Origin of the sequence: Pseudovibrio sp. JE062, from assembly GCF_000156235.1 — a bacterium.
Lineage (GTDB): Bacteria > Pseudomonadota > Alphaproteobacteria > Rhizobiales > Stappiaceae > Pseudovibrio.
In genome coordinates, this window is the sequence record NZ_DS996809.1 from 302,618 (window position 1) to 329,283 (window position 26,666).

The 26,666-nt window shown below is 52.4% G+C and carries 27 protein-coding genes; 11 read left to right on the forward strand and 16 right to left on the reverse strand.

The genetic code is table 11. From position 1 onward, the window contains the following. Positions 1-27: 27 nt before the first annotated feature. Positions 28-1,008 carry an alcohol dehydrogenase catalytic domain-containing protein gene (locus PJE062_RS13795; RefSeq protein WP_008549879.1) on the reverse strand — a complete coding sequence of 327 codons (981 nt, stop codon included), beginning with the start codon at positions 1,006-1,008 and terminating at the stop codon, positions 28-30. A 286-nt stretch (positions 1,009-1,294) separates the two neighbouring features. Between PJE062_RS13795 and PJE062_RS13800 the strand changes: the two genes are divergently transcribed. Next, on the forward strand, positions 1,295-1,567 hold the full coding sequence (locus PJE062_RS13800; protein ID WP_008549654.1) for a DUF6460 domain-containing protein: 273 nt from the start codon (positions 1,295-1,297) through the stop codon (positions 1,565-1,567). Positions 1,568-1,584: 17 nt separating this feature from the next. Here PJE062_RS13800 and PJE062_RS13805 read toward each other — a convergent pair whose 3' ends face one another. Together PJE062_RS13805 and PJE062_RS13810 are read right to left on the reverse strand one after the other, a co-directional pair. Beyond that, the gene (locus PJE062_RS13805; protein WP_008549477.1) at positions 1,585-2,148 is read right to left on the reverse strand and encodes a TetR/AcrR family transcriptional regulator; all 564 of its coding nucleotides are present in this window, start codon (positions 2,146-2,148) and stop codon (positions 1,585-1,587) included. A gap of 157 nt (positions 2,149-2,305) precedes the next feature. Continuing rightward, positions 2,306-3,145 (reverse strand): histone deacetylase, encoded by an 840-nt coding sequence (locus PJE062_RS13810; RefSeq protein WP_008549621.1) that lies wholly within the window; start codon positions 3,143-3,145, stop codon positions 2,306-2,308. A 228-nt stretch (positions 3,146-3,373) separates the two neighbouring features. Between PJE062_RS13810 and PJE062_RS13815 the strand changes: the two genes are divergently transcribed. After that, complete coding sequence (locus PJE062_RS13815; protein WP_008549508.1) at positions 3,374-4,720, forward strand: MATE family efflux transporter; 1,347 nt, start codon at positions 3,374-3,376, stop codon at positions 4,718-4,720. A gap of 50 nt (positions 4,721-4,770) precedes the next feature. On the opposite strand, the gene PJE062_RS13820 is transcribed toward PJE062_RS13815, so the two are convergent. Both PJE062_RS13820 and PJE062_RS13825 read right to left on the reverse strand, forming a co-directional pair. Then, on the reverse strand, positions 4,771-5,874 hold the full coding sequence (locus tag PJE062_RS13820) for a quinone-dependent dihydroorotate dehydrogenase (RefSeq protein ID WP_008549976.1): 1,104 nt from the start codon (positions 5,872-5,874) through the stop codon (positions 4,771-4,773). After that, positions 5,875-6,216 carry a DUF952 domain-containing protein gene (locus tag PJE062_RS13825; RefSeq protein ID WP_014284441.1) on the reverse strand — a complete coding sequence of 114 codons (342 nt, stop codon included), beginning with the start codon at positions 6,214-6,216 and terminating at the stop codon, positions 5,875-5,877. Between the two features lie 198 nt (positions 6,217-6,414). Here PJE062_RS13825 and PJE062_RS13830 point away from each other — a divergent pair, with 198 nt between their 5' ends. From PJE062_RS13830 to PJE062_RS13840, 3 genes are read left to right on the forward strand one after another with little or no spacing between them, the layout of a single operon-like run. Beyond that, positions 6,415-7,059: a helix-turn-helix transcriptional regulator gene (locus tag PJE062_RS13830; RefSeq protein ID WP_008549483.1), complete on the forward strand. Its 645-nt coding sequence runs from the start codon at positions 6,415-6,417 to the stop codon at positions 7,057-7,059. 15 nt (positions 7,060-7,074) lie between these two features. Further along, on the forward strand, positions 7,075-7,971 hold the full coding sequence (locus PJE062_RS13835) for a thermonuclease family protein (RefSeq protein ID WP_008549874.1): 897 nt from the start codon (positions 7,075-7,077) through the stop codon (positions 7,969-7,971). Positions 7,972-8,007: 36 nt separating this feature from the next. After that, the gene (locus tag PJE062_RS13840) at positions 8,008-9,180 is read left to right on the forward strand and encodes a calcium:proton antiporter (RefSeq protein WP_008549892.1); all 1,173 of its coding nucleotides are present in this window, start codon (positions 8,008-8,010) and stop codon (positions 9,178-9,180) included. Here the strand turns inward: PJE062_RS13840 and PJE062_RS13845 are convergent. Together PJE062_RS13845 and PJE062_RS13850 are read right to left on the reverse strand one after the other, a co-directional pair. Continuing rightward, complete coding sequence (locus tag PJE062_RS13845) at positions 9,118-9,894, reverse strand: SGNH/GDSL hydrolase family protein (RefSeq protein ID WP_037036944.1); 777 nt, start codon at positions 9,892-9,894, stop codon at positions 9,118-9,120. The two genes, PJE062_RS13840 and PJE062_RS13845, sit on opposite strands and share 63 nt — an antisense overlap. 33 nt (positions 9,895-9,927) lie before the next feature. Beyond that, the gene (locus PJE062_RS13850; protein WP_008549852.1) at positions 9,928-11,586 is read right to left on the reverse strand and encodes a lysine--tRNA ligase; all 1,659 of its coding nucleotides are present in this window, start codon (positions 11,584-11,586) and stop codon (positions 9,928-9,930) included. Positions 11,587-11,852: 266 nt separating this feature from the next. Here PJE062_RS13850 and PJE062_RS13855 point away from each other — a divergent pair, with 266 nt between their 5' ends. Beyond that, positions 11,853-12,266 (forward strand): tellurite resistance TerB family protein, encoded by a 414-nt coding sequence (locus tag PJE062_RS13855; RefSeq protein WP_037037084.1) that lies wholly within the window; start codon positions 11,853-11,855, stop codon positions 12,264-12,266. A gap of 124 nt (positions 12,267-12,390) precedes the next feature. Then, a complete protein-coding gene (locus PJE062_RS13860; RefSeq protein WP_037036946.1) occupies positions 12,391-12,729 on the forward strand; it encodes a hypothetical protein in 339 nt (112 codons plus the stop codon). A gap of 44 nt (positions 12,730-12,773) precedes the next feature. Here the strand turns inward: PJE062_RS13860 and apaG are convergent, their stop codons facing one another. The 4 genes from apaG to PJE062_RS13885 all read right to left on the reverse strand — a co-directional run bounded on the left by apaG (position 12,774) and on the right by PJE062_RS13885 (position 16,068). Further along, entirely contained in the window at positions 12,774-13,166 is a 393-nt protein-coding gene (gene apaG, locus PJE062_RS13865) for a Co2+/Mg2+ efflux protein ApaG (RefSeq protein ID WP_050773922.1), read from the reverse strand. A gap of 108 nt (positions 13,167-13,274) precedes the next feature. Then, positions 13,275-13,901: a CDP-alcohol phosphatidyltransferase family protein gene (locus tag PJE062_RS13870; RefSeq protein WP_008549886.1), complete on the reverse strand. Its 627-nt coding sequence runs from the start codon at positions 13,899-13,901 to the stop codon at positions 13,275-13,277. Positions 13,902-14,082: 181 nt separating this feature from the next. Continuing rightward, complete coding sequence (locus tag PJE062_RS13875) at positions 14,083-14,889, reverse strand: ion transporter (RefSeq protein WP_083793254.1); 807 nt, start codon at positions 14,887-14,889, stop codon at positions 14,083-14,085. A gap of 360 nt (positions 14,890-15,249) precedes the next feature. Then, on the reverse strand, positions 15,250-16,068 hold the full coding sequence (locus PJE062_RS13885) for an ion transporter (RefSeq protein WP_008549589.1): 819 nt from the start codon (positions 16,066-16,068) through the stop codon (positions 15,250-15,252). A gap of 253 nt (positions 16,069-16,321) precedes the next feature. On the opposite strand from PJE062_RS13885, the gene PJE062_RS13890 reads away from it, so the two are divergent. Further along, complete coding sequence (locus PJE062_RS13890) at positions 16,322-16,783, forward strand: DUF1810 domain-containing protein (RefSeq protein ID WP_008549599.1); 462 nt, start codon at positions 16,322-16,324, stop codon at positions 16,781-16,783. Here the strand turns inward: PJE062_RS13890 and PJE062_RS13895 are convergent. Next, positions 16,780-18,822 (reverse strand): glycosyltransferase family 2 protein, encoded by a 2,043-nt coding sequence (locus PJE062_RS13895; protein WP_037036950.1) that lies wholly within the window; start codon positions 18,820-18,822, stop codon positions 16,780-16,782. The two genes, PJE062_RS13890 and PJE062_RS13895, sit on opposite strands and share 4 nt — an antisense overlap. A 241-nt stretch (positions 18,823-19,063) precedes the next feature. Here PJE062_RS13895 and PJE062_RS13900 point away from each other — a divergent pair, with 241 nt between their 5' ends. After that, a complete protein-coding gene (locus PJE062_RS13900) occupies positions 19,064-19,936 on the forward strand; it encodes a transporter substrate-binding domain-containing protein (protein ID WP_008549796.1) in 873 nt (290 codons plus the stop codon). On the opposite strand, the gene PJE062_RS13905 is transcribed toward PJE062_RS13900, so the two are convergent. Further along, a complete protein-coding gene (locus PJE062_RS13905) occupies positions 19,933-20,781 on the reverse strand; it encodes a sterol desaturase family protein (protein ID WP_008549541.1) in 849 nt (282 codons plus the stop codon). The two genes, PJE062_RS13900 and PJE062_RS13905, sit on opposite strands and share 4 nt — an antisense overlap. Positions 20,782-20,913: 132 nt before the next feature. Here PJE062_RS13905 and PJE062_RS13910 point away from each other — a divergent pair, with 132 nt between their 5' ends. Together PJE062_RS13910 and PJE062_RS13915 are read left to right on the forward strand one after the other, a co-directional pair. Continuing rightward, positions 20,914-21,564: an alpha/beta family hydrolase gene (locus PJE062_RS13910; RefSeq protein ID WP_008550060.1), complete on the forward strand. Its 651-nt coding sequence runs from the start codon at positions 20,914-20,916 to the stop codon at positions 21,562-21,564. 116 nt (positions 21,565-21,680) lie between these two features. After that, the gene (locus tag PJE062_RS13915; protein ID WP_008549702.1) at positions 21,681-23,030 is read left to right on the forward strand and encodes an anti-phage deoxyguanosine triphosphatase; all 1,350 of its coding nucleotides are present in this window, start codon (positions 21,681-21,683) and stop codon (positions 23,028-23,030) included. A 109-nt stretch (positions 23,031-23,139) separates the two neighbouring features. On the opposite strand, the gene PJE062_RS13920 is transcribed toward PJE062_RS13915, so the two are convergent. The 3 genes from PJE062_RS13920 to PJE062_RS13930 form a co-directional block, all read right to left on the reverse strand. Continuing rightward, on the reverse strand, positions 23,140-24,126 hold the full coding sequence (locus PJE062_RS13920; RefSeq protein WP_008549972.1) for an Hsp33 family molecular chaperone: 987 nt from the start codon (positions 24,124-24,126) through the stop codon (positions 23,140-23,142). A gap of 122 nt (positions 24,127-24,248) precedes the next feature. Beyond that, positions 24,249-25,187 carry an ornithine carbamoyltransferase gene (gene argF, locus PJE062_RS13925; protein WP_008550068.1) on the reverse strand — a complete coding sequence of 313 codons (939 nt, stop codon included), beginning with the start codon at positions 25,185-25,187 and terminating at the stop codon, positions 24,249-24,251. After that, positions 25,184-26,386 carry an aspartate aminotransferase family protein gene (locus PJE062_RS13930; protein WP_083793255.1) on the reverse strand — a complete coding sequence of 401 codons (1,203 nt, stop codon included), beginning with the start codon at positions 26,384-26,386 and terminating at the stop codon, positions 25,184-25,186. Before PJE062_RS13930 ends, argF begins: the two co-directional genes overlap by 4 nt. Between the last annotated feature and the right edge of the window lie 280 nt (positions 26,387-26,666).

Sequence of the window (26,666 nt, forward strand, 5' to 3'; positions counted from 1 at the left end):
GATGGAGAGAAGGTATTGGATAACTGCCTAGATCTTCAACACAATCTTGCCAACAGTGCGTTGGTTCCTCATGTCTTTCAGAGCAGGCCCTACATCTTCAAGATTGATCTGACTGATCTTTGGTACGGAGATCTCGCCAGTTTCCAGAAGCTTTGAAAAAGCTGTGCCTGCTTTAACCAGATTGGCTTTGGCCTTTGGACCGGCGCGCAGACCTGACCCCAGACTGAGCTGGTGGAAACTGAGGCCTTTCAAGAATGCATTGTCATAGGCAGCAGGACGCACAGTGCTGACGAGTTCAACCATCTCCCCTTCAAAGCCCAGACAGCTTGCAGCGGTAATGTCGTTGTCGCCTCCAACCGTATCAAGCGCTACATCAACGCCTTGCCGTCCGGTTTCCTCAAAAGCGATACCAATCACATCTTCCCAACCGTAGTCGATCGCGCGGGTCGCACCGAGGGAACGCACGTAGTCGAGATTGCGCTCAGAACACGTCGCCAGAATTTTCTCTGTGCCGAAGTGTTTGGCGATCTGGATGGCAAAGCTGCCCACACCACCTGAGCCGCCCATGACCAGCAGAGTATTGCGGTTTTCGATGTCCAGCTTATCCACGAGGGCACGCCATGCAGTCCAGCCAGCACATGGGGTTGCCGCAGCTATAACCGGGTCGACATCCGGGTGCCTGACGAGTGCCTCAGCATCGGTGACAGCATATTCTGCAAACCCGCCGTGGGGCTTGAACATGTTGCCGTGATACAGAACTGCATCGCCCACAGACCAGTTTGTGACACCCTCACCTACCTGTTCGATGATGCCTGACACGTCCAGACCGGGCACCCAGTTGTCACTCATATCGTGAGCAGCAGCGCACCATTTGTTGATCTTTGCATCGACCGGATTAAGGCCGGTGGCAATCACCTTTACCAGCACTTCGCCTTGTACTGGGGTGGGCTTTTCCACGTCAGCCAGCATGAACTCGTCGGTCTCTTTGTGGTAGGTCACAGCTTTCATGGGCGTATCCTATAGTCTTCTCTGCCAGCCTTTGGGCGCACGCAATCAGCGTTCCAGCGGCTATCATCTTGTTTTGGAGGTACTGTAAGGAAGACGCACTTAAAGGAAAGACCGATTACTGCGTATATGGAATGGAATAGAAAATTTGGCATCGCCCCATATGAAAGAGTAGGTTGCGTGCCTATATAGGGATCAAAGCATTGTAAAGCAGTTTGCTATTACCCTGTCCTTTGCCTGGGTTTTACGTCCACTGCCCTTTTTGAGCACGGCTATTGCGGAGATTTTGATGTCAAACGATAAGTTCAACCGTTTTCTTGGAGACACGCCGGGACGCGTGCTCATTCGGCTGATTTTTCTATCTTTGATTGTCGGGATTGTGCTGTCTGCGCTGGACTTTTCGCCTCTGACCCTGATCTACTCCGTGCAGGATTTCTTTATCCGGATCTGGAATATGGGCTTCTCGGCCATTGAGCGCTTTGGCTCCTACTTCTTCCTCGGAGCCATAGTCGTAGTGCCGCTGTGGTTTATCTCACGGCTGATGAACTGGCGCGGACGATAACCGCGCCTGCTCTTAACTTACTGCATGCAGATATTGTGAATGTTGACGGACAGGTTGTCGAAGATCTCCGGATCTTCGCTGGTGTTGCCGATCAGAACAGCCACTTCCAATGCTGCCAGAACAAAGTCCGACTTTACCAAAGCTTCTTCTGAGGACCAGTTGCCGCTGTATTCCAACAGGTCTGCGAGCCATACACGGGCACGGCGTGCGAAGGTTGCTGCAAGCTCCTGCAGGTCTTCCGGCAGTTCTTCATCCTTATCGCCCAGCACTGCGGACAGGAACAGCTCGCCACCGTCTGCCATGCCAGCCTGGAAAGCTGCGATGTAAGTGTCCAGTGCTCTGCGGAAGTGAAGCGTCTGCGTGGAAGGATCACCAAGGATCTGCAGGAAGCGGTCGATGTATCTTTGCAGAACAGCACGCTCTACCCCATTGACTGAGGAGAACATTTCAGAAATGTCCTGTTCGCTGGTTCCGGTGGAACTGGCAAGCTGATCAACATCCAAGCCCAACAGTCCGCTTTCCCGGATCATGTAATCCGCAGTATCCAGTACAACGCTTCTATTGGTGACCACAACACCCATATGTGTCTCCTAGCCTTCCGAGGCATTTTATTTGCACTTTACGGAGGGGATACTGCGCATTTTTCATAAAATGGCAAGACACATTTACCTATTCAGTTCTTAAAGGTGGAATTTTATATTTTACTAAAATTTTATATAAAAAGGACTTGTTTTTGAATTATAAGTACTTCGCTGCCACGCGGTACAGGTTTGAGTGCCGGTTAACCAATAGTCTAAGATTATACGAATAACCACCTCCCAGCACACCTGCAAGTGGAAGACCTTCATTCCTTACCAGTTTAAAGACCAGTTCCTCTCGTTTTCGCAGCCCTTCATCGGACAGGGCAAGGCGGCCCAAACGGTCGTCATGGTGAGGGTCAACACCGGCATTGAAGAACACCAGATCTGCTTTGAACGTGGTGAGGACGCGTTTGAGAGTGTCTTCCAGAATTGACAAGTACTCGTCGTCCTCCATGCCGTCTTCCAGCGGCACATCCAGCGTAGAGGCTTTCTTGCGGACGGGGTAGTTCTTCTCTGAATGGAGTGAGAGGGTGAAGACGCTGGTGTCGTGGGCGAAGATATCGGCAGTGCCATCCCCCTGATGCACATCCAGATCGATGATCAGTACGCGGCGGACCATGCGCATGGCCTGTACCGCCCTCACCGCGACTGCAACGTCATTGAAGACGCAAAAGCCAGCACCTTGCGCAATACGGGCGTGGTGAGAGCCTCCGGCGGTGTTGCAGGCCACGCCGTGTTCCAGCGCCAGCATGGCCGTCAGCAAGGACCCTCCTGTTGCGCACTGGGCACGGAAGGAGACGCTCTCAGTCATGGGAAAGCCGATTTCGCGGGCGATGGCATGCGGAACCGAGCAGCTCAGCACCTGATCCACATACTCCCTTGCATGAACCCGGAGCAGATCATCACGGGAGATTGGGGCTGGCTCATGGAAGTCATAGAGTGCTCCCTGCGGGTCTGTCTCTTTCAGCCAACGTGCGACCTCGGCATACTTTCTCATGGGGAACCGATGGTCCTCCGGAATGTCCGCTGTGTAGGCGGGATGATGCACAATTGGTAGTCTCACGAGAGCAACACCTTCTCTGTTTCAAGCCAATCTAACTGATCCATTGAGATTATAAATATGGACAAAAACAGAACAAACCAATATGAGCATAGAGACTTCAATTTCCCCAAGCCCATTTGAGCTGCAGGCCCGCATTGCTCTCGTGCGTTTAAAGGTTTTTCCGTGTCTACAAGTTTCAAAGTGACAAACCGCTCTTTCCTTGCGCTCGCTGTCCCGATGACCCTGGCGTATATCTCCACTCCATTGCTGGGGCTGGTTGATACTGCGGTGATTGGGCAGCTGCATGATGCTGCTTTGCTGGGTGGTTTGGCTGTAGGCACGATCCTGTTTGATGTGATCGGCGCGTTCTTTTACTTCCTGCGTGCAGGCACTACAGGTCTGGCAGCACAAGCCCTTGGCGCCAGCAATGGCAATGAGATGCGGGCTGTGTTGGCGCGGGCGCTGCTGTTGGGGCTGATTGGCGGTGTGATTGTTATCTTCCTGCAATGGCCAATCCTGAGTTTCGGTCTGCCGATCATTGGCGGAACGGAAGCGGTTCAGGAAGCTGCGGCAACCTATTTTGCGATCCGTGCGTTTTCTGCTCCGTTTGTGCTTGCCAACTACTCCATCCTTGGCTGGTATCTTGGGCTGAGCAAAGCGGGCATCGGGCTGCTTATTCAGACCTTCCTGAATGTCACCAATATGTTGCTTTCTGTGGTGTTTGTGCTTGGGTTCAACTGGGGCATTCCAGGAGTTGCCGTGGCAACTTTCATTGCGGAGATGCTGACGTTCTGTCTGGGGCTCTATCTGATTAAGCGCGAGCTGAATGGCGCGCCGCTGCCGACATTCTCTCAGATTATCATCTGGGAAAAGCTAAAGCCGATGCTGGCATTGAACCGGGACATCATGATCAGGTCCATGGTGATGCTGTTTGCCTTTGGCTTCTTCACCTCACGCAGTGCGGCTCAGGGTGAAGTGGTACTGGCAGCGAATGCGGTTCTGGAGAAGTTCATTCTGGTTGCAGCGTTCTTTCTGGATGGTACGGCTTCGGCTGCTGAACAGGTGGTTGGGCAAGCGATTGGTGCCAAGCAACGCACGGCCTTCCGCAAGGCTCTGCGGCTTTCCATCGGCTGGGGCTTTGGGCTTTCCTTTGGCGCAGCCATGGTGCTGTGGCTGACGGGCGGTATGGTGATTGACCTGCTCACCACTCATGCAGAGGTGCGAGAGACTGCGCGGACCTTCATGTTCTGGGCTGTCCTGACGCCAATCATCGGCACTCTGGCCTTCCAGATGGACGGGATATTTATTGGCGCAACGTGGTCTCAGGACATGCGGAACTCTGTGGTGGTTTCAACCATACTGTTCCTTGCCAGCTACTATCTGCTGTTTCCGATCTATGGAAACGACGGGCTCTGGTTCTCGTTACTGGTGTTCTTCGGTGCACGTGGATTGACGCTGAGCTATCTGTGCGTCGTGCGTGAGCGGCAGTATTTTGGCGCTCCGCAGCCAGCTTCCAGTAGGGCTGGCTGATCACAAGACCAAAAGGCGAGGCTGCTGAAATGTGCCTCGCCTTACTTGATTTAGTCGAGCGTTTTGTCTGCCCAGATGTCGTTGTCGATGCCGACCAGCTCCTGCAGATTGGAAACACCGCGGGCTGCGACCAGACGAGAGAGATGCTTATTGATCTTCTTCACCAGCGTCTGCCCTTCATAGACCATGCCGGAATAAAGCTGGATCTGGTTAGCCCCTGCAAAGATCTTCGCAGCCGCTTTTTCTGGCGTATCTACTCCACCAACACCAAAGAGCGGCAAGTCCGGCCCTACAGCGCGTCTGGTCTTCGCCAGAGCGATGGTTGCGCGTTCGAACAACGGAGCGCCTGACAAACCGCCAGCTTCCTCTGCCTGCTGCTGATCCTTGAGTGTAGATGGGCGGGCGATGGTGGTGTTGGAAACAATCATGCCATCAACCTTGTTGGTCATGACAACCTCAGCAATCTCCTTGAGTGCTTCTTCCGTCACATCCGGTGCGATTTTCAGCATGACCGGGACTTTGCGGCCCAGACGGTCTTCCTGTTCATCACGTGCGTTGACGATGGCAGAGAGAAGGTGCGCAAGAGCATCCTTTTCCTGCAGGTCTCGCAGGCCCGGTGTGTTTGGAGAGGAAATGTTGGCCGTCAGGTAGTCTGCCAGTTCAGCGAAACGCTTCACACCAAGCACATAGTCAGCAACACGATCCTCGGAGAGCTTGTTGGCTCCTACGTTGATGCCCAGAACACCCGGCGTACGACCTGCTTTGCGGATACGCTCATAGACCACATCGTGGCCGTCATTGTTGAAGCCGTAGCGATTGATCACGGCGCGGTCTGCGCTGAGGCGGAAATTCCTAGGCTTTGGATTACCTTCCTGCGGCAGTGGGGTCACCGTGCCCACTTCAACATGCCCGAAGCCGAGCTTCATGAGTGGTGTGATGGCTTCTGCGTTCTTATCAAACCCTGCTGCCATGCCGACCGGGTTCTTGAAGGTCAGATCGCCGAGCTTGTACTCAAGTGCTTTGTTCTCAACTTGACCGAATGTGGGTGCCAGGCCAGAGGCAAGCATCTTGATGGTTGCGTTGTGTGAGGTCTCAGGATCCAGACAATGCAGTGCCCGAATGCCCACTTTGTTGATCAGGTTTTCAATCGACATTTAAAGCTCCGGAAACTCGTGATTGCCTTCAGCGTCCAATGGCAATGGCTTGACCCATTTGGCCTTGGAGACAGGAAACTCGCCGTAGAGATGCGGGAAGAGTGTACCGCCTCGGGAGGCTTCCCACTTCATTTCATTTTCCGGGAAGTCTTCGCTCTCAACGGCAATCAGCAGCAAGTCGGTTTGTCCCGCAAAGTACAGCGCAGCGGTTTCTTTCACGGTCTCGGCGCTGGAGAAGTGGATGTAACCATCTGCCAGATCGATCGGAGCACCCGCAAAGATACCGGCGGCTTCAGCTTCCTGCCAAAGCGCCTTGGGGGCGATCTTGAATATGAGGGACATGGGAATTGCCTTTCAGGAGAGACGTCTACTCAACTGAAGCCATGCTCATACATCCACAAATCGGTGGCTGGCAACCCCTCTCTTTCGACTAGTGCTTGCAATAGGATTTTATTCACCACATACAAGATTTCTAAGAGGTGCAGAACTAGGCTGTTTTTCCAGCAAATCTGTCCGGTTGTTCCCGCTATTGGAGGATGAATGTTAGATCACGAGAACCTTTGGGCAGCGCTTGATAAAATGGCCAAACGGCATCAGCTGACACCCTCTGGCCTTGCACGCCGTGCGGGACTCGATCCGACCTCCTTCAATCCCTCCAAGCGCTTTGCTGCTGATGGTCGCCCACGCTGGCCGTCAACGGAGTCGCTCGCCAAGGTGCTCGAAGTCACTCAAATGACCTTCGTGGACTTTGCTGGATTGCTGCAAGACAAAACAGAGATCTCTGGTACACATTTCCGGTCATTTCCCGCGTATTTATGTACGAGTGATGAGTTGCGAGAGGTGGACCTTGAGGATCTCTCGGGTTTTCAGCTAGATAAATTCTGCGATAGCTTCATTTTTCCCAGTTCTCAGAGTGAGAAATTCTTCGCACTTGAAGTTTCGAGTAATAGTTTTGAACCATACTACAGGGAAGGACAAATACTCATCGTCTCTCCCGAGAGCTCTTTGCGGCGAAATGATCATGTTTTGATAGCGACTAAAACCGGAGATTTACATTGCGGCCCATTGCAACGGCAAACGAATGAGCGCATTGAATTTCGACGGCACACCCCGGATGACACGCCAAGGGTTGTTCAAGTTGCGGATCTGGTCTGGACAGCAAGGATTTTGTGGGTGAGCCAATAAGCAGACAGGGTGCTTATGCGGATTACCAAGACCACGTGTTTTCTTTTTGGAGTGGCGCTTCTTGGCGTCGGGTTTTATGCGCTCATTGAGCACAATGCAGAAACCGCTCTGCGTGGAAACGCCCGTACCCTCTATCGCCCTTCCTCTTTCCCGGTTGAACATAAACCAAGCGCTGAAGAAAAACAGAAAGAGCTCGCGGCTCTGGAAGCTGCTCGCCTTGCTGCTGAGGCCAAGATACCCAAAACGCCGCCTAAACACCCTGATGGACTGCGCAATGTGGGTGGCACGCGCACGCCTCCTCCTGCGGTGACAGCTACCTTGCAACGCGTTGCTCACGTCAAAGTACCGCGCAAGTCCAAGCAGCCTCCCCCGAAGGAACTGGTGCTCTATCGCCCGGTTGCGGTGGATGGGGCAACGCTGAGCGATAAAATGAAACGGATTTCGCTTCATCACGTACAAGCTGTTCCTCTCAGCACAACATGCCCCAGTGAAGATGGTGAAAGATGGCCTTGCGGGATCAGAGCACGGACGGCTTTGCGTGCTTTCATCCGCCAGAAGCGTGTCACCTGCTCTGACATGAAGCCCATGCAAGGGGATGATTATGCTGCAACCTGCAACGTGGGCAAACATGATCTTGCCACTTGGCTGATTGAGAATGGCTGGGCAAAGGCTGAGCGAGATGCCCCAGAGGCCCTGAAAGACGTTGCTGCAAAGGCGCGACGGGCTGAACAGGGTATCTGGCGTTCCAAGCTGGTGCAGCTGAGTGATGATGAGTCAGCCACATTGGTGAACTCATGGGAGGAGCTTGCGGATGACAGCACCTCTGAGACACCACTGGTGATGGAGGGGGAACCCGCCATCATTTGGCGTCCACGCGAAGACGTTACTGCGGAGACCTCTGCAACGGAATAATTCATTTTTTACAGGGCCTTGGAGAACAAAAGTATAATGTCAGGGTTTTGGAGTACACTTAAACGAGAAGCCTGTTTTCTGGCAGGTGCTGCAACCACAGCCTTTTTCTTTCTGGCTGGGGCGGACCTGTTGCAGCCCTCAGCGGGCCTTGCCGTGCAGATCTTCTGCTTCATCTGGCTTTTCAGCGTCATGCTGTGGTGCGCCTTTGGTGTGGTGCGCCATGCGGACTGTCTGGCCGTCATTCTGGGGGAACCTTACGGGACACTGATCCTAACTCTATCGGTGATCGGCATTGAGGTCTCGCTGATTGTTTCCATCATGCTGACAGGTGGCACCAATGAGCCTCTGGCGAGGGATACGATGCTCGCGGTGCTCAACATCGTATTGAATGGCATGGTGGGCATCAGTCTACTTCTGGGCGGCCTCAAGTATGGAGAACAGCCCTTCAACACCACAGGTGCCCGTTCCTTCCTTTCAGTTCTCATTCCGCTTGCAACGTTTTCTCTGATCCTTCCCCGTTACACCACCTCCACCGCAGATCCATCCCTTTCCACCGGACAGCAGATTTCCTTCGCGGTGATGATCAGTCTGCTTTATGCAGTGTTTCTGGCAACGCAGAGTATCCGGCATAAGTCCTTCTTCATACAGCCGAAACCGCACTCCGGTGTGGCTCTATCGTTTCTGATGGCGAAGGATGAAGTTGAGGATGATAAGCACGCGCATGATGAGGATGACCATCATCATGATCTGGAGATTTACTCCACCGGCTATCATGCGATGTTCCTGATCCTGACCATGTTGCCGATCGTGCTGCTTTCCAAGAAGTTCGCGGTTCTGGTGGACTTTGGCATTGCCAGCTTCCATATGCCTGCAGCTTTTGGCGGTGTTCTTGTTGCGCTTCTGGTTCTGACGCCAGAAGGGCTTGGCAGTTTCCGCGCTGCGCTGGCCAACAGGCTGCAGCGGTCGGTCAACATCTGTCTGGGTTCGGCTCTGGCGACCATCGGGTTGACTGTCCCGGCGGTTTTGATCGCAGCCGGGATCTTTGACATTCACATTGTGCTGGGTGTGAAGGATACGGACATGATCCTGCTGCTGCTGACACTGATCCTGAGCATGATCACATTCACAGGGACCCGAACGAACGCCCTACAGGGCGCTGTCCATCTGGTTCTGTTTGTCTTCTACTTCATCCTTATCTTCCAGCCCTAGGAGGCCGCGCTCAAGAAGATCAGCGACCATGTGGTCTACCCATATCTGGTTCCCCAGCGATGTCGCGTGCACGCCGTCCTCACAGAAGGCTGCACTGGTGATTTCCGGTATCGCTGCCATGGAGATGGCTCCACGCTCGAAGCAAAGCTGGGTGCCGACACGGTTGATCATCTGACGCCGAGGCTCCAGAACACCCGCCAGCGCTTTTGAGAGGGCTGGCACGTATGTGGGAGACATGAGATTGGGCCAATAAAGGCGTGCGTTTGGGTACTTGGTGCGCAGCGCGTAGATCAACTCGCCAAAGCCCTTCTTCCAAGCACGGCCGGATTTGAAGTTCTTCAGATCATTGAAGCCGATACTAATGCAAACGTGAGTGTAGTCCTCATCCGGCAGGTTCGGCACAACCACATCCCGCAGCTGTGCTGATGTTGCAGAGTTATTGCCCGCAGCCCGCCATTTGATAGGCTGGCCGCTGAGTTCTGAGAGTTTTGTGGCCAGCTTGTAGGTCAGACCATTTGTGGTGTGATCAAGGCCGACACCTGCAACGGAGGAATCTCCGACGACAAGCAGGTTGATCTGTTTGCCCTGCCCGGCGATTTCGCCGGATTGAGGACCGGGAGCAGGTGCAAAACGCACGGAGTTGGCGCGTGCGCGCAAACCTTCGACAATATAAACAGGTAAAAGTGCCCAAGTAAGCCAGCTGGGAAAAGACATAAAAAAGCCCCCTCGTTTGAGGGGGCTAATTCATCACGCTGCAAGCTCTCCTGCAAGTGCTTTTGCAATCAAACTACGGGTTTCTGGAATACCGTAGAGAGCGATGAAGGATCCGAAGCGAGGACCTTTCTCCTGCCCCAGAAGTACCTGATAAATCGCGGAGAAGAAGGTCTGCGCAACCCCCGGACGACCATCTGGACCCGGCTTGGCTGTGTTCTGGTAACGCTCAATATTACGACCAATGTCGTAAATTGCGTTCTGGATGTCACCGCCGTCCGTATCAGCAGGCAGACCAGCCAACACTTCGTCCAGCTTAGTGAGCATTTCGATCTCTACGTCATCCGGTGCTTTGAACTTCTTCGTAGGCTTTACGAAGTCGTCGTAGTAGCGGATTGCGTAGCCAACCAGCTCATCCAACATCTTATGCGTCTGCGCAGAAGAGCCCGGTGCGTAGCGGGAGATGAACGCCCACAGTACGTCCTTGTTTTCCGCGTTGGATGCAGAAACGAGGTTGAGCAGCATTGCGAAGGAGATCGGCATTTCTTCCTTCGGTGGGTTGCCATAGTGGATGTGCCAGACTGGGTTCATCAGCTTCTGCGCTGCTTCCATGCTGTCGAACTTGGACAGGAAGGTGCAGTACTCGTCAACTGCTTTCGGGATCACATCAAAGTACAGCTTCTTCGCCGTCTTTGGCTTCTGGAAGTTGAACAGAGACAGGCTTTCCTGAGAAGCGTAGGTCAGCCACTCTTCCATGGTCAGACCGTTGCCCTTGGACTTGGAAATTTTCTGGCCTTTGTCGTCCAGGAAGAGCTCGTAGTTGAAGCCCTCCGGAGCAGGGCCGCCCAGAGCCTTACAGATCTTGCCAGACAAGTTCACGCTGTCGATCAGGTCTTTACCAGCCATCTCATAGTCGATGCCCAGCGCATACCAACGCAGTGCCCAGTCAGCTTTCCACTGACACTTCACTGCGCCACCAGTTACCGGCACTTCCACACGCTCTTCCGTTTCCGGATCAATGTAGGTCACAGTGCCTTTTTCGACATTGCGATCTACCATTGGCACCTGAAGTACGACGCCAGTACGCGGGCAAACTGGCAGGAACGGCGAGTATGTTGCCTGACGCTCTTCTCCCAGTGTTGGGAGGATGATCGCCATGATCTTGTCGTAGACTTCCAGCATACGCAGGAGCGCTTTGTCGAACACACCGGATGTGTAGTACTCGGTGGAAGACGCGAACTCATACTCGAAGCCAAACTTATCCAAAAACGCCATAAGCTTAGCGTTGTTTGACTGGGCAAAGCCATCAAACTCGCCAAATGGGTCTGGCACACGTGTTAGTGGCTTGCCAAGGTACTCTGCCAGCATTTCCTGGTTAGGCACGTTGGTTGGCACTTTGCGGAAGCCATCCATATCATCTGAGAAGCAGATCAGCTTGGTCGGGATCTTGTCTTGTGTGAGCAAACGAAAGGCGGTGCGCACCATGGTGGTGCGGGCAACTTCGCCAAAGGTGCCCATGTGAGGCAGACCAGATGGACCATAGCCGGTCTCAAACAAGACCGGCCCGGTCTTGGGTTTCTTCTCCAACCGTTTGACCAGTTTGCGTGCTTCTTCAAACGGCCAGGCTTTAGATACCTGTGCCGCCTCGATAAGTTCTGGGCTGAGATCGAGTTGAGGCAAACTGTTCGTAGACATGGATTTTGAGATCCGTATTTGGAGATTAAATTGTAACTGAGTTTTGCTTTCACCAGCTATATTTGATGCCGGAAAGCTGCGCGAACTTATGTAAAACTGGCGCCCACGTCAATGACAGTTCTCGGGTTTTCGGCTGTAACCCCTTGTATGAGGCAGGAAGCCCCCTTACCTTTGCAGTCATTAACCGCTGCCGGACGATTTGGCATAGCAAAAAACTAAAGCAAACCAAGAGGCAAAGCTTTTTGCTTTGGGGAGATATGGGTACAATAGATAGATTACTGAGCGTAGAAGAAGCTCTCATTCATGTAATGGTGATGGTTTCTGCCGCAGATAGCGCGATGAGCGATGCAGAGCTGCGTCAGCTTGGCGATATTGTGGGCATTCTCCCTGTCTTCAAAGACTTTGATGACAATGACCTGATCAAGATCACCCAGCAGTGCGCTGAGCGTCTTTCCGGCGAAAATGGCATGAACGCAACATTGGCGCTTGTGGCAGAGTCTTTGCCAACCAAACTGCATGACACGGCTTATGCGCTTGGTGTTGAGATTGCAGCGGCTGACCTTCGTGTAAGCCCTGAAGAAGTGCGCATGCTACAATTGCTGCGCGACCACCTGAAGTTGGACAAGCTGACCATCGCTGCCATCGAGCGCGGTGCACAGGCGCGTTTCCGTACTCAGTAAGCCAAGATTTTTATGGAAGGCGGGTGGTTTGGCTGCCCGTCCTTACTTCAAACTATCCACCCTTTGATACCTCAGACTCTATTAACCAAGATGTCCACCATCTTTATGTGCGAGCTGCTTCATTATGGATGTCCCAAAGGAAATATATCTTGCTTTGAAAGAGATTAGAATTAGCAGCAAAAAACTCGAAAGCTTGAGCTTGTCTACTAGGGTCGTTCAAGATCTAGGTATCTACGGGGACGATTTTGATGATTTTTACGAGCTATTGGCTCAGAACTATCAATCAAGCGAAAAATTTGATCCAATCTATTGCCCAGATGAGTTTGCATGGACAAAGCAATTGATTTTGTGGCTACCATTTGTTTCTGTCAAAAAACACATTAAATGTGCCCCTCTTACACTCCAAGAAGTTCACAATGTCATGACAGGTCAGTCAGCATCAAAGCCTGAGGAAGCTGAATAAGGGTCACAAAGCCCCAAAATGACTGTACTTCTCAAGACAGTACCCTAGTGCACTGTCTTAACCATATCCGGCAGGTCTAGTGAGAACGCCGGAATCTTCACCGCAAAGAACTCGCCTTTGTCCGTTTGCATACGGTAGTTGCCTGTCATGATCCCTGAGGAGGTGTTGAGAGGGCAGCCGGATGTGTATTGGAATGAGCCGCCTGGCTCAATGATTGGCTCTTCCCCAACGACCCCTGCTCCGTTGACTTCCTGCGTATGACCATTGGCATCAATGATATGCCAGTGGCGCGAGCGCAGCTGCACGGTTTCGGAGCTGAAGTTTTCAATCGAGACCGTATAGGCCCAGAAGAACTGCTCATCTTCGGGAGTAGACTCCTCAGCAAGATAATACGGCTCCACAGTGATCTGTATATTTCGGGTAACGGCACGATACATAGCACAACCCATATTTCAGGAAAATTCCGCTGCAATTACAACAGCAGTACGCATCCTATTTTTAATAAGTCTAGCCTTTTCACCCCGATCTTCGCAAGAGCAACGATCTTACACCGAGGGATCTGGGTGGTTCAAAACCATATGCCTGACCATGAAAACGCGAGAAATGGCCGAAAGTGTGCAAATCGCAGCAAAAGTCCACGCAACCCATGAGAAGTAAGTGGGAAACAAGCAAAATGCGACGAAGACGCCAATGGTTTCAAAGCCTTCAGCCAGCCCTCCCAGATAATAGAAGGATTTCTTACCGCGCAATGTGGTCTGCATACCCAGCTTTTGTGCCAGAGTGGCAAATGCAAGAAATGTGGAACCGTTAATGTAAAAGCTGAAAAGTAGCGCAGCTGCGGCCAAGGCGTTCTGTTCAGGAGCGACAAACGCGAAGGCGAGCGGGATGGCTCCGTAAAAGATGAAGTCGAATGTGATGTCGTAAAACCCGCCGAGGTTGGTGGATCCAGCTGCTCGAGCGATTGCCCCATCCAACCCATCGGCAAAGCGATTGAGCAAGATGAACAGCAGTGCAGTATAGAACTGACCGGCAGCCACTGCCGCAGCTGCAGCAAGACCAAAGCCGAGGCCAACCAAGGTTACAGCATTTGCCGTAATCCCAAGATCTGCCAGTGCTTTTCCCATTCTGTTGAGTGGGGGATCTATATAGCCGCGGAGTTTTGCATCAAACATATCGTATCCTATCAGATATGCTTTTCGTCTTAGGCCTTTTTTATGCAGGTGCCTATATTAGCAATCCCGCAATCCACACGCGCTGCGATCAAGATTACTTCAACACGACTTGATCATAAATGCAGTAGCGAGCCCCCTTTGAAGAGAGAGGAGCCCCACACTGCAAAGACCTGAGAGTGTGTCAGCCTTTTTTGCGGTCCTTTCGGATGCGCTCCAGCTCGCTGAGCAACTCAATCTTCAGATCTTTGAGTTCGTGCAAAACGTGGCGTGTTTCTTCGTGCACGTTGATACGGTCTTCCTCAAGATCCTTATCATGCTCCTGCTGCATTGCTGCAACGATTATACCGATGAACAGGTTCAACACCGTGAAGGCTGTGCACAGGATGAAGGGAATGAAGAACATCCACGCATTCGGGAAAACTTCCATCACCGGACGCACAATGCCCATACTCCAGCTTTCCAGCGTCATGATCTGGAACAAGGAATAGGCAGAAGCGCCAATGGAGCCGAACCATTCCGGGAACACTGCGCCGTATAGCCGTGTCGCCATGACGGAGAAGACATAGAATACGAGCCCCATGAGCAGAACGATAGAGCCCATGCCTGGCAGCGCAAGGATGAGGCCACCGATGACGCTTCGCAGCGAAGGGACCACCGAGATCAGGCGTAAGATCCTGAGAATTCGCAGAGAACGCAGGATGGTTGCCGGGCCGGTTGCCGGTACAAGCGCAATGGAAATGATGAAGAAATCGAAGAGGTTCCAAGGGCCTTTGAAGAAACTTGGGCCAAACGCGATAATACGCAAAGTCAGCTCTACAACGAAAATTGCGAGGATCAACTCATCCAGAAACCGCAGGATCATGCCGTAATTCGCAATCAGCGACATGCTTGTATCCAACCCCAGGATAATAGCATTCAACGCGATTATACTAATAATTGTGTATTCCCATTGGCGGCTTTCAATGATGGATCGCAACTTCGCCCGCATTTCGACACTTGACCTCACAATACGTATTTGGGCCCACCCTAAGTATTTATCTGATGGTTTCAAGTTGAAAGGGGCCAGCAAAATAATGGCGCGCAGAGATGAAGAAATCGCCAAGAACTAGAGGTAGTAAAGGTGAAACAACACCACCAAATTTAGCTTATAGTTTTCATGGGGTTGCTCGTTTCCACAAGACCTTACACAAATTTGTTCAAATTCTGTAGATATTGCGACAGCAACCCGCTCAGAGGCTGAGGCTTTGCGAAATATGAGTGGGCTGGCGTGAAAGATGTCGTTTTAACTTCGATAACGTAGCGTTGAGACCGCCGCTTGTTTTGTCAACCGGCGGTCGTATCTTTGCGCTTAAGTCATTTCGACTTTCTGTTTGTGGCTGGCTTTACGGTTGCGTCTCAGCTTTGCCACATCCTGCCGCAATGTTCTGAGTTCTTTCATGATCTCACTGGCTTCCATGCGCACGTAGTGATGGTGTTCTTCCATCTCCTTTTCATGCTCCTCCTCCATGGCTGCCACGATGACACCAATAAACAGGTTCAGCACAGTCAGGGCCGTGGTGAGGATGAAGGGAATGAAGAACATCCAGGCGTTGGGATAAACATCCATGACCGGGCGCACAATCGCATCGCTCCAACCCTCCAACGTCATGATCTGGAACAGAGAATAGGCTGAAGCGCCGATTGTGCCGAACCATTCAGGGAAGGTCTCGCCATAGAGCTGCGTGGCCATGACGGAGAAGACATAATAGACGAGAGACAGGAGTAGCATGATTGAACCCATACCGGGCAATGCCAGAACCAGCCCTCCGATTACGCGTCTGAGCGATGGCACAACTGAGATCAGGCGCAGGATACGCAGGATCCTGAGTGAGCGCAGTATGGCAGCTGGGCCGGTGGTTGGAACAAGAGCAATGCTTACGATTATGAAATCAAAGAGGTTCCAGGCTCCTCGAAAGAACCGTAAGCCATATGCATATACGCGCAGAGATATCTCGACCACGTAAATGCCCACTACGATGTCATCCAATGTGCGGAGAATTGGGCCGTAATGTTGTTGAACAGTCTGGCTGGTTTCTATCCCTAGTGTTATCGCATTTAGCGCGATAATGGATATGATTGTGTACTCCCAAGCCTTACTTTCGATGATCGCACGAAGTTTTTCTCGCATCGTCCATATACCCAGAACATTACGTTAGGGAAGGTCAATTAGAACTCCGAAACCAGATGTTTTTTATGTTCTTGCAATGTGAAACTTATCAGGACAGCAAACAGCAGATTACTCAGTGTGGTAAAAATGTAGTCCACTCTTAGGTACTTACACCGCCTTAGCTCCGGCTGTGCACTGAATGTTTTAGTGTTTTCGCTGTGTAGTCATACTCGCAGTGTTTTCTGTTAAGCTGCAACCAAGCGAAGGAAACCCCATGGTCAGAACCGTTAAGGACGACATTACCCGGTTTATTATTGGGCAAGAGCCGGTGTTTCAGCAGGTGGTTCAGGAGTTGATACAAGGCCATAAGACCAGTCATTGGATCTGGTTCATCTTCCCGCAACTTCGCCAACTCGGACGCTCCTCAATGGCGCACTTTTATGGGATTGAAGACCTTAATGAAGCACGACGGTATCTTGCCTATACCCTCCTCGCCTCACGTTTGCGCGGGTGTTGCCAGTTGTTGCTTCAGCATATCGACCTTACCTCCCGCCAGATCCTTGGTGAGATTGACAGCATGAAGGTACGCAGCTGTGCCACCCTGTTTGCATATGCGGCAGATGATCCAACAGTGTTTCATCAGGTGCTCAACCAGTTTTATGAGAGCCAGCCCTGTGAGCTTACAGTCGTTGCGCTCGGTATCCCTTGGAAACCTCCATCGCATCCGCAGAGCTAGACTCCTTCTGCATCCTTGATTTTTCCGCGGTGCCGAACGATGCCGTGCTCGGTTTTTCGCCAATAATGCGGTTTGACGATGAACTCAAACAGGGCTTTGTAGGAGGCAATGCAGCCAAGTACCCAATAGAGCGGAATACTTGCAATCTCCCAGCCACGAGGTCTGAAGCCCCGCTTTGCGCTGCCTTGAAGGACAGTCACGACAGTCCCGCCCAAACCGAATAGGAAACAGAAGAGTGCGTAGATGCTGAAAGCATCGAAGGCTTGCAGGCCGGTTTGGTGTACTCCCCAAAGGACTTCAGCAAACATCAATGCTGTCAATGGAGCGGCCCAGAGGCACAGCATACCGCCAAAGAAGGTCAGCAGCAGGAGGGCGAAGTTCGTTGCACCCAGTTGCTTATAGGTCAATCGTGGGTTTCTGAGATGGACGGCAAGGGTCTGTATCCAGCCTTTATGCCAACGGGTGCGTTGATGCAGCCAAGCTTTGAGCGTGAGCGGCGCTTCCTCATAGGTGGAGCTGTTCAAGGTGCGCGTTCTGAAGCCCTGTCTGGCAAACCTGACGGCGAGATCTGCATCTTCAGTGACGTTGAAGGGATCCCATCCCCCGACTTTGCGAAGCGCGCTGACGCGGAAATGGTTGGAGGTTCCACCCAGCGGGAGCAGCAGGTTCTTGCGCGAAAGGAACGGCAAGAAGACATCAAACAGAGCGGCATACTCAAAGGCAAACTGGCGCACGAGCCAGCCATCTTTAGCGTGATCGATGGATAGCGCGGCTTGCAAGCAGGCGACGTCGTGTCCTTCCAATGCAAACTGGCAGATCGCTTTTTTAAGTTGCTGCGGTTCCGGACGGTCTTCTGCATCAAAAACCGTGACAAACTCCCCCTTTGTGGCAGCTAAACCAACAGAAAGTGCTCTTGGTTTGGTTTGAGGCTTGCCGGGAGGCAGGATGATCATCCGCATGGATTTGCGCAGAAGTTTGCGCAGGTTCTTTTGGGTGAGTTCATCATCCTGTTCCACCAGAAAAATAACATCGAGCGCTTCTTTCGGGTAATCCAATGCATCCAATGCATCAACCAGTTGGCGACAAATGGCCGACTCCTTGTAAAGCGGAACCAGAATGGTGTAATGCGGCCAGTTTTCGAGTTCCGGAACTGCGAAGTCCTGTTTGTCGGAATAGGTGAAGAAGGAGGCAATCCGGAGTAAGCCTATGGCTCCGAGAGAGAGCGTCAGCAGTATGAAAAGAGCCCAGTAGAAGACATCAAATGCAAAGCCGATTGTGCCGAGGAAGAAGATTGGCGAGACCGTGAGAAGCTTTCGCTGTGACGGCATGAAACGATGAACCGCTGACATGGAAAGATCGTCTTGCGCCAAGGCGTTAGAGCTTGCTGTGGTGACGGTGAGTGCCTTTTGGTACTCAGGAGTTACCACGACAATTTTGCTGGTGGCTTCGTCAAAGTACCCAAGCGCCCGCTCAAAGGCCTCCAGTTGGTGCCCGAGAGGAGCTGCGGCAAAGACAACTTTCTGGTTCAGGTCCAGTGCTGGTACAAACAGAATGCCTTCCGTTTCAAAGGGTTTCAGCTTGTTCGAGATGGGAGCAATGGCAGAGAGGCTGCCATCTGCAGCGTAGCGGATGTTCATTTTGCCGGAGATGCCCCAATAAAACACGGAGGCATCCAGAAAGCCCTGATCAATCAGATAGCTGCTGACGCATTTATCTTCAGCTGAGCATCGGGACTTTGCAAAGTCAATCAAGGCATCAGAGCAGTTGCATTGCAGCAAGACATCTCGCTCTAAAGCATTGCGTAAACGCAGGAATTCCGGGACATAGCGTTCTTTATCAGAGTCACCCGAGATGGTTCGAACAACTGGTGATGTCCTCTGCGAATGGGAAGGTGCTTCTAGCGGTGTGATGGTTGTCATGCGGCTACGCAAGGCTTGCCCCGCTTCTGCGGAGCGCATGCTGTCGATACGGCTGATGGAGAGCGCCAGAGAACGCAGAGTGTTTGCCTGCTGCACTGACCTCGATGGTTCGTTACTCACTGAGTTATCAGAGTATTCCCGACTTCCCCATGATACGTCCGCCCCTGTTAATCCATGAGGCTGGTTTCCGGCTACAGGCCTTTCCCTCTCGCAGACATTCACTTAGTATCTCCTTGAGAATTTCCCGTTAGGCTTACGCTCTGTTGCAAACTGGATTGGATAGCTTTTGCGTTTCCCTTTATTCTTCATATTGCTGATTTTCTGTAGTGCCCAGCCGCTCATTTTCGCGACGTCAAATGTCATGGCACAGAATGCATATGGCACTGATACATGGGCGATTTCCCAGAGCTCTCCCTTGTTGGGAGCGGGAAACGATGGCTCTGAAAATGCAGTAAACTCGCGAAAAGCTCCCTCTTCTGTGACAATCCCACTGTTCTCAGGTGGGCAATCTGGCTTAGCGACAACTGGCAAGGCGCCGGAGCGTATTCGCTTCATTGCAGCCGATGATTTTCCGCCCTTCATTTTCCGGGATAGTGAAGAACGTTTGATGGGATACAACGTGGATCTTGCCCGCGAGATCTGCCAGAGCTTGAAAGCGGCTTGCAGCCTGAAGATTCTGCCGTTTAACCACCTGGCCAATACCGTGGCCAATGGTGAGGCTGATGCTGTGATTGCTGGCGTCAGCATGACACCGGCTAACCTTGAAAAGCTTTCCTTTTCACAGATTTACATGCGCTTTCCAGGGCGCTTTGTAACCAGCAAGCGCAGCACTCTAGAGCCACTGCCTGAAACAATGGGCGGCAAACGCGTTGCGGTGGTTCAAGGGTCTCGACACGAAGCATTCTTGGAGCGGTTCTTTACGGATGCGATTGCAGTTCCCTTTGAAAATGAAGAACTTGCACGAAACGCTCTTGTGAGTTCCGAGGTAGATGCCTTGTTCGGTGATGGGATGCGGTTGTCGTTCTGGCTGGATACGCAGAAGGCCAGCGGGTGCTGCAAGTTTGCTGGAGGGCCGTGGCTGGACCCGAGTTACTTCAGTGGCGGGCTGGCCATTGCAACAAAGGCAGGCAATACCAAGATGTTAAATGCGATCAATCTTGGTCTTACCCGCCTTCAATCCAATGGCCGATTGGGGGAACTTTATCTCAGATATTTCCCACGTGGCTTTTTCTAGTGCCCTGCTTTTGGCGTGCCATCTTTGTTTACGCGACTGGAGAGCCAGCCTTGTACATGGGTTAGGGCCTTGAAAGGCAACAGCAATGCCCAGCCTAACTGGCGAGGCTCCTTACCCTGAAATTCCTTCAGACCAAACGTGATGTTCTCCTGCCCACCTTTCGGATCATGGACATATGTGGAGAATAACCGATCCCACCAAGGAAAGTTGAAGCCGTAGTTGCTATCGGTTTCGATTGGGCGGGTTGAATGGTGAATGCGGTGCATGTCGGGCGTTACGATCACCCATCTCAGCACACGGTCAGCTTTCTCTGAGAGCTTTATGTTGGCGTGGTTGAACATGGCAGCCGCATTGAGGACCACCTCGAAGATCACAACTGAGAGGACAGGTGCACCAAGCAGCGCGACTACGATCACTTTCCAGAGCATAGAGACGGCAATTTCCAGCGGGTGGAAGCGAAGTGCGGTGGTGACATCGAAGCGTGGATCGGTGTGATGCACCTTATGCAGATGCCACAGGAACGGAACTTTGTGGCTTGCGACATGCATGGCCCATACGGCGAAATCGAGGGCAAAGAATGCAATGATCCCTCCGAGTACAGGATCCAGCGCCAGCCAGTGAACCAGACCGAAGCCCTGCATCTGCGCCCAGTAAGCCGTTGAAACTGCAGCAAAAGGCAGGGCAAAGCGCAGCATCAGCGTGTTGATTGCGGACAAGAGGAGGTTGGTGGACCAGCGCTGTGGCCGTTCCTGGCTCTCGGAGCGCCGGGGGATAAAAATTTCCAGCAGTGCGAACACAAGGAACGCTCCTGCAAAAATTCCCAGGCGAATGACGCCTTCTTCCATAATGTATTCCGTTCTATTCTCGCGTAGGTTCTACGCATTTATATTAGCTAATTTGAATATGGGTCTTATTGAAGACGGGGACAAGTAAATTTCCTGTCACTTTTGATGTGAAAGAGGCGTTAAAATAGCGTCATGACTGAGATTTTATGGACACGTCCTGAAGGTGAGTGCCTTGGCACTCTGGTGTTGGCTCATGGTGCGGGTGCGCCGATGGATGCCAATTTTATGAACCGGTATGCGGAAGCGGCGGCTTTGAACGGCATTGCTGTGGCGCGGTTTGAGTTTGGCTATATGGCTAAACGTCGGGAAACAGGGAAGAAATCGCCTCCACCAAGAGCTGACAAGCTGATTGGTGAGTACCAAAAGGCTGTACAGCTGATTTTGGAAAATGCTGAGGGGCCGGTTCTGATTGGTGGGAAGTCCATGGGTGGACGCGTTGCGGCGATGCTGGCGGGTGGTGAGAGCCTTCCGAAGCGGGTTCTGGGCGTTGTATGTCTGGGCTATCCCTTTCATGCTATTGGGAAATCTGATCTGGCGGACTGGCGTGTGGAGCCGCTGCAAAATGCTCGGCGCCCGATCTTCATTGCGCAGGGTGACCGGGATCAGATGGGGAACCAGAGCGAGGTGCAAGCTGTTGATCTTCCTGAGACAATCAGCATTGACTGGCTGGAGGATGGCAACCATGATCTGGCACCGCGCGGGGCTTCTCCCGCCACCTGGAAAGGCAATATCGAGCAGTCTGCTGCAAAGACCGCCGAGTTCCTTAAGAGCCTGATAGCTTAAGCTTTTTTCTGCCCTGCGCTTTGTTGTGCAGGGCTTTTCAGTTGTTTGTTACGCGTATTCATGCTCCGAAAACCGGTGCCCACTTTTCGGGAATACGCTTTAGGTGAGGTTTAGACGTGAGTGATGTTGTTTGGACTGCTCGTCAGAGTGGCTGGGTTCCCAAGTCGGATGATGCGCGAACGCCTTATGATGTAGATTATGCCCGCATTGTTCACTCTCATGCCTTTCGCCGCCTGCAGGGGAAAACCCAGATCCTCAATCTGGGCGACAGCGACTTTTATCGCACACGCCTGACCCACACTCTGGAAGTGGCGCAGATTGCTTCGGGCATCACGCGGCAGTTTCGGGCGTTCTTCAAAGATCACCCGGCCTATGCTTATATCCCGGAAGAAAGCCTCGTAAAAACAATAAGTTATTGTCACGACATCGGGCACCCACCATTTGGGCACGGAGGTGAAGTGGCGCTGAACTACTGCATGCGGGAGAATGGTGGGTTTGAAGGCAACGGCCAGACCCTGCGCATTGTTTCACGGCTGGAGAAGATGTCTGCCAAGCATGGGGCGGATCTGACACGGCGGGCATTACTGGGCATGATGAAGTACCCGGTGGCGTTTTCCCGCGTGCATAATCCCAATTTATCCCCGCAGCTTAGCCCCAACACTTCAACAGTGAGCCTGATCGACAGGAAACGCTCTGCTCCGCCTAAGTGTTTTATGGATGGGGAACAAGAGATCGTCGATTGGGTGCTAGAGCCGCTCTCTGAGCAGGATCGCTCGCTGTTCTGCAGCTTTGTGCGTAAAGACGGCAAGCACGCAAAATCCCGTTTTAAATCATGGGATTGCTCCATCATGGATCTGGCTGATGACATCGCCTACGGGGTTCATGACTTTGAAGATGCGATTGCTTTGGGGCTGGTGCGCGAGGAGCAGTTCCGGGAGGATATCTCAAAAGAAGACTGTTCGGCATTCCTTGACGATCTGGCTTCCAGCAATCCGAGTAAGTATTCAAGAGACCCCTATGAGCAGATGATTGCGGGGCTGTTTGGCAATGCCAATCGGCGAAAGCAGTTCATCGGTAAGCTGGTTCACTTCTTCATTGTGGCTGTTCAGATCAAGGAACAAGAAGCGTTCAGCGAGCCGCTTTTGAAGTACAAGGCTGTTCTGCCAGAAGGCCATGCGAAGGTGCTTAATGCACTGAAAGACTTTGTCTTTGAACGGGTTATTCAGGCGCCAAACGTTCAGCACCTTGAGTTCAAAGGGCAGACTATGGTGGTTGCTGTCTTTGAGACGCTGATGAGCGAACCCAAGGCATTCTTGCCAGAAGATGTTTATGCGGACTTCAAAGAGGCTGAAGATGGTTCACGGATCATCTGTGACTACGTTGCCAGCATGACGGATATGATGTTGCTGAAAACCTATGACCGGTTGTTCAGCCCGCGCATGGGATCGATCTTTGATCGTGTTTAACGGCATAACTCATTCAATTTCAATGAGTTAAAGAAAAACGCTGTCAGAGGTTTTCTGACAGCGTTTTTTATTGCGTTCGTTTGCGTTATTTACGCTTTTCCTGAAAGGATTAGTCCTTGAACACCTTGTTGGCGTCCAGCTCGTAATCCTTGGAGCAGAAGTCGCACTTGATGTGGACCGTGCCTTCCGCTTTCATCTCAGCTTTGTCTGCATCAGAAAAGTTCTGCATCATGGCAGTGATCTTTTCTTCAGAGCAGGTGCACTTGTCTGCCATACTCTGCGGGGAGAAGACGGATGCACCACGTTCGTGGAACAAACGGTAGAGCAGACCTTCAACGGTGAGGCTTGGATCGATGAGTTCGTCATCTTTCACGGTCTCAACCAGTGAGCGTGCTTCGACCCATGCGTCGTCTTCGTCGACCTGATGGGCTTCGTGCCCTTCTGGCGCGTCGCCTGGGTGGATGTCTGCCTGTCTCAGGCGATCCAGAGACTGTGGCAGGAACTGAACCATGATGCCGCCAGCAGCCCAGGAGTGCTCTGCGCCCCCTTCTTCTGCTTTGGTCAGCACTTCAGCAACGCCGAGGCGAACGAATGTCGGGATTTGTTCGGACTTCTGGAAGTACTCATGCGCAGCTTCTTCCAGAGTGGTGCCGTTCAGAACAACGATACCCTGGTAACGGCTAGTATGGGCGCCCTGATCGATGGTGAAGGCGAGATGGCCTTTGCCGAGCAGCTGGTCTGGCTTGAAGCCATCCTTGCTTGCGACTTCAGCAACCTTTGCCTCGTCAAACTGAGCCATGGCGCGCAGGCCGTCAGGCGCGTTGAAGTCTACCACCAGCATGGAGACTGCACCGTCTGTCTGGGCTTGCAGAGTCAGGCGACCTTCGAACTTGAGGGTACTGCCAAGCATGGATGTCAGGACAATTGCCTCTGACAGCAGCTTGTTTACTGGCGCAGGGTACTTGTGCCGCGCCAGCATTGAGTTCAGCACCGGCCCCATATTGATAACCCGACCGCGAACGTCCAGTGCTTCAACAGCAAATGGAACGACAGCGTCAACGCCGGCGGCGGTCGGTTGAGCAGGTGTATTTGTCATCTTGTTCTTTTATCCTTGCGCATATCTTCAACTGAAGACCGGACAACCACTTTTCAGCGATATGCACTATGCTTGCGCATATCGTTCTCTGAAAACCAGCAGCCACTTTTCAGCGATATGCTTTATCCTTGAGGCGATGCACCCATGCACCACGCCATAATGCCTTTTTGGGCGTGGAGTCGGTTTTCTGCCTCGTCGAATACCACAGAATGCGGGCCGTCGATCACCTCATTTGTCACTTCTTCCCCACGATGTGCAGGCAAGCAGTGCATAAACAGGGCTGAATCGTTGGCTTCACTCATCAGGCGTTCGTTCACCTGATAGGCAGCCAGCATGTTGTGACGGGTTTCAGCATCGCTGTCACCCATGGAAACCCAGCAGTCGGTGATAACACAATCACTGTTTTTAACAGCAGCAAACGGATCGTCTGTTACTGAAAGTTCAGCACCGGATGTATAGGCCTTTTCGATCCATTCAAGGGGTACTGTCAGCTCATTTGGTGCGGCAACGTTAATTTTGAAGTCAAATTTAGATGCCGCTTCGATCCAGGAATAAAGAACGTTGTTGCTGTCACCCACCCAGGAAACGGTTTTACCCTTAATGCTTCCGCGGTGTTCTTCGAAGGTCATGATGTCTGCCATGATCTGGCAAGGATGTGAAATCTTGGTCAAACCGTTGATGACAGGCACGGTCGCATATTCTGCCAGCTCTCTGACGGCATCATGGTCCAGCATACGGATCATGATCATGTCGACGAAGCGGGACAGGACGCGGGCGGTGTCCGGAATGGACTCGCCACGGCCAAGCTGCATTTCTGCACCGGTCAGCATCAGGGTTTCGCCGCCAAGCTCGCGCATGCCCACATCAAAGGAGATGCGGGTTCTGGTGGATGGCTGTTCGAAGACCATGGCCAGCACTTTGCCTGCCAGAGGCCCCTGCCCGCGATGAACACCATTGCGGGTGGATTTGATCTGCTTGGAGACATCCATGATGTGACGGAGTTCGTCACTAGAAAAATCACTGATATCGAGAAAGTGCTGTGGTTTTGTCAGTGTAGTCATTTGGCAGTCTCGGCAGTTTTCAGCTCGTTTTCCATGTCCGCAGCAGCGGCTTCAATTTTTTGGGCGAGCACGTCAATTTCTTCAGCGGTGATGGTCATTGGCGGCATAATGCGGAGCACGTTGTCTCCCGCACCAACCGGCAGCAAGCCATTGTTGCGCATGTGAACCAGCAGCTGGGTGTTTGGAACCTTACATTTGAGGCCAAGCATCAGGCCCTCGCCGCGCACCAGTTCAAACACGTCGCCGTGCTGATCTACGATGCAGGCCAGCTTTTGCTTCAGCATCAGGCCTTTTTCCTGAACAGCTTCGAGAAAGCCCGGCTCCAGGACGGTTTCCATAACAGCAGTGCCGACAGCCATTGCCAGCGGGTTGCCGCCGAATGTTGTGCCATGCACGCCCGGCACCATGCCGCTGGCCGCTTCATTGGTTGCGAGGAACGCCCCCATCGGGAAGCCACCGCCGATGCCTTTTGCGATCGCCATCAGGTCTGGTGCAACACCAGCCCATTCGTGGGCAAAGAGCTTGCCGGTACGACCAACGCCGGTCTGGATCTCGTCATAGATCAGCAGCAGGTCGTTTTCATCACAGATCTCACGCAAGCCCTTCAGGAAAGCTGGATCCATAGAGCGGATGCCGCCTTCGCCCTGAACTGGCTCCAGCATGATGGCTGCGGTTTCCGGGCCAACTATCTTTTTGACTGCTTCCAGATCGCCAGCCGGCACCTGATCAAAACCTTCTGGTGCTGGACCGAAGCCTTCCAGATACTTCTGCTGACCACCAGCAGCCAGAGCTGCCATGGTTCTGCCGTGGAACGCATTTTCAAAGGTGATAATGCGGTTCTTTTCCGGATTGCCCTTGGCAAAGTGGTAGCGACGCGCTGCCTTCATGGCACCTTCAGTCGCTTCCGTACCGGAGTTGGTAAAGAACACAACATCCGCAAAGGTGTTGTCTGTCAGCAGCTTTGCGAGCTTTTCACCCTCTGGAATGGTGTAGAGGTTGGTGACGTGCCACAGCTTTTCAGCCTGGCCTTTCAGCGCCTCAACGAGCTTTGGATGCGCATGACCCAAGCCGGAGACGGCGATACCCGAGGCACAATCCATGTATCGTCGACCATCAGCCGCATAAAGCCAGACACCTTCCCCACGCTCAAACGCCAGGTCTGAACGTGCATAAGTCTGCATTAGCGACGAAGTCGTCATTTCTCACTCCTCATGGATTGAGCACTCTGCTCAAAAATCTTGGTTGCTACAAAAACAAAAAACGCCATCTGGCGCTTCATTCAACACCCGAAGGTGTCCGGTTGTAAGGAAGGCGACATATAAACCGCGTTCCCTCAGGGCAGTCAATAACACGTATTGCCAGCAATACCTTACTCCTGTTCAGGAATGGGCAGCCGGCTTTTTGTGCTTCCTATCGGTGCATTCCGGTTGGTCTGCTACCTGAGGAAGGGCACATTGTGGCATTTTTAAATGGTGGAGT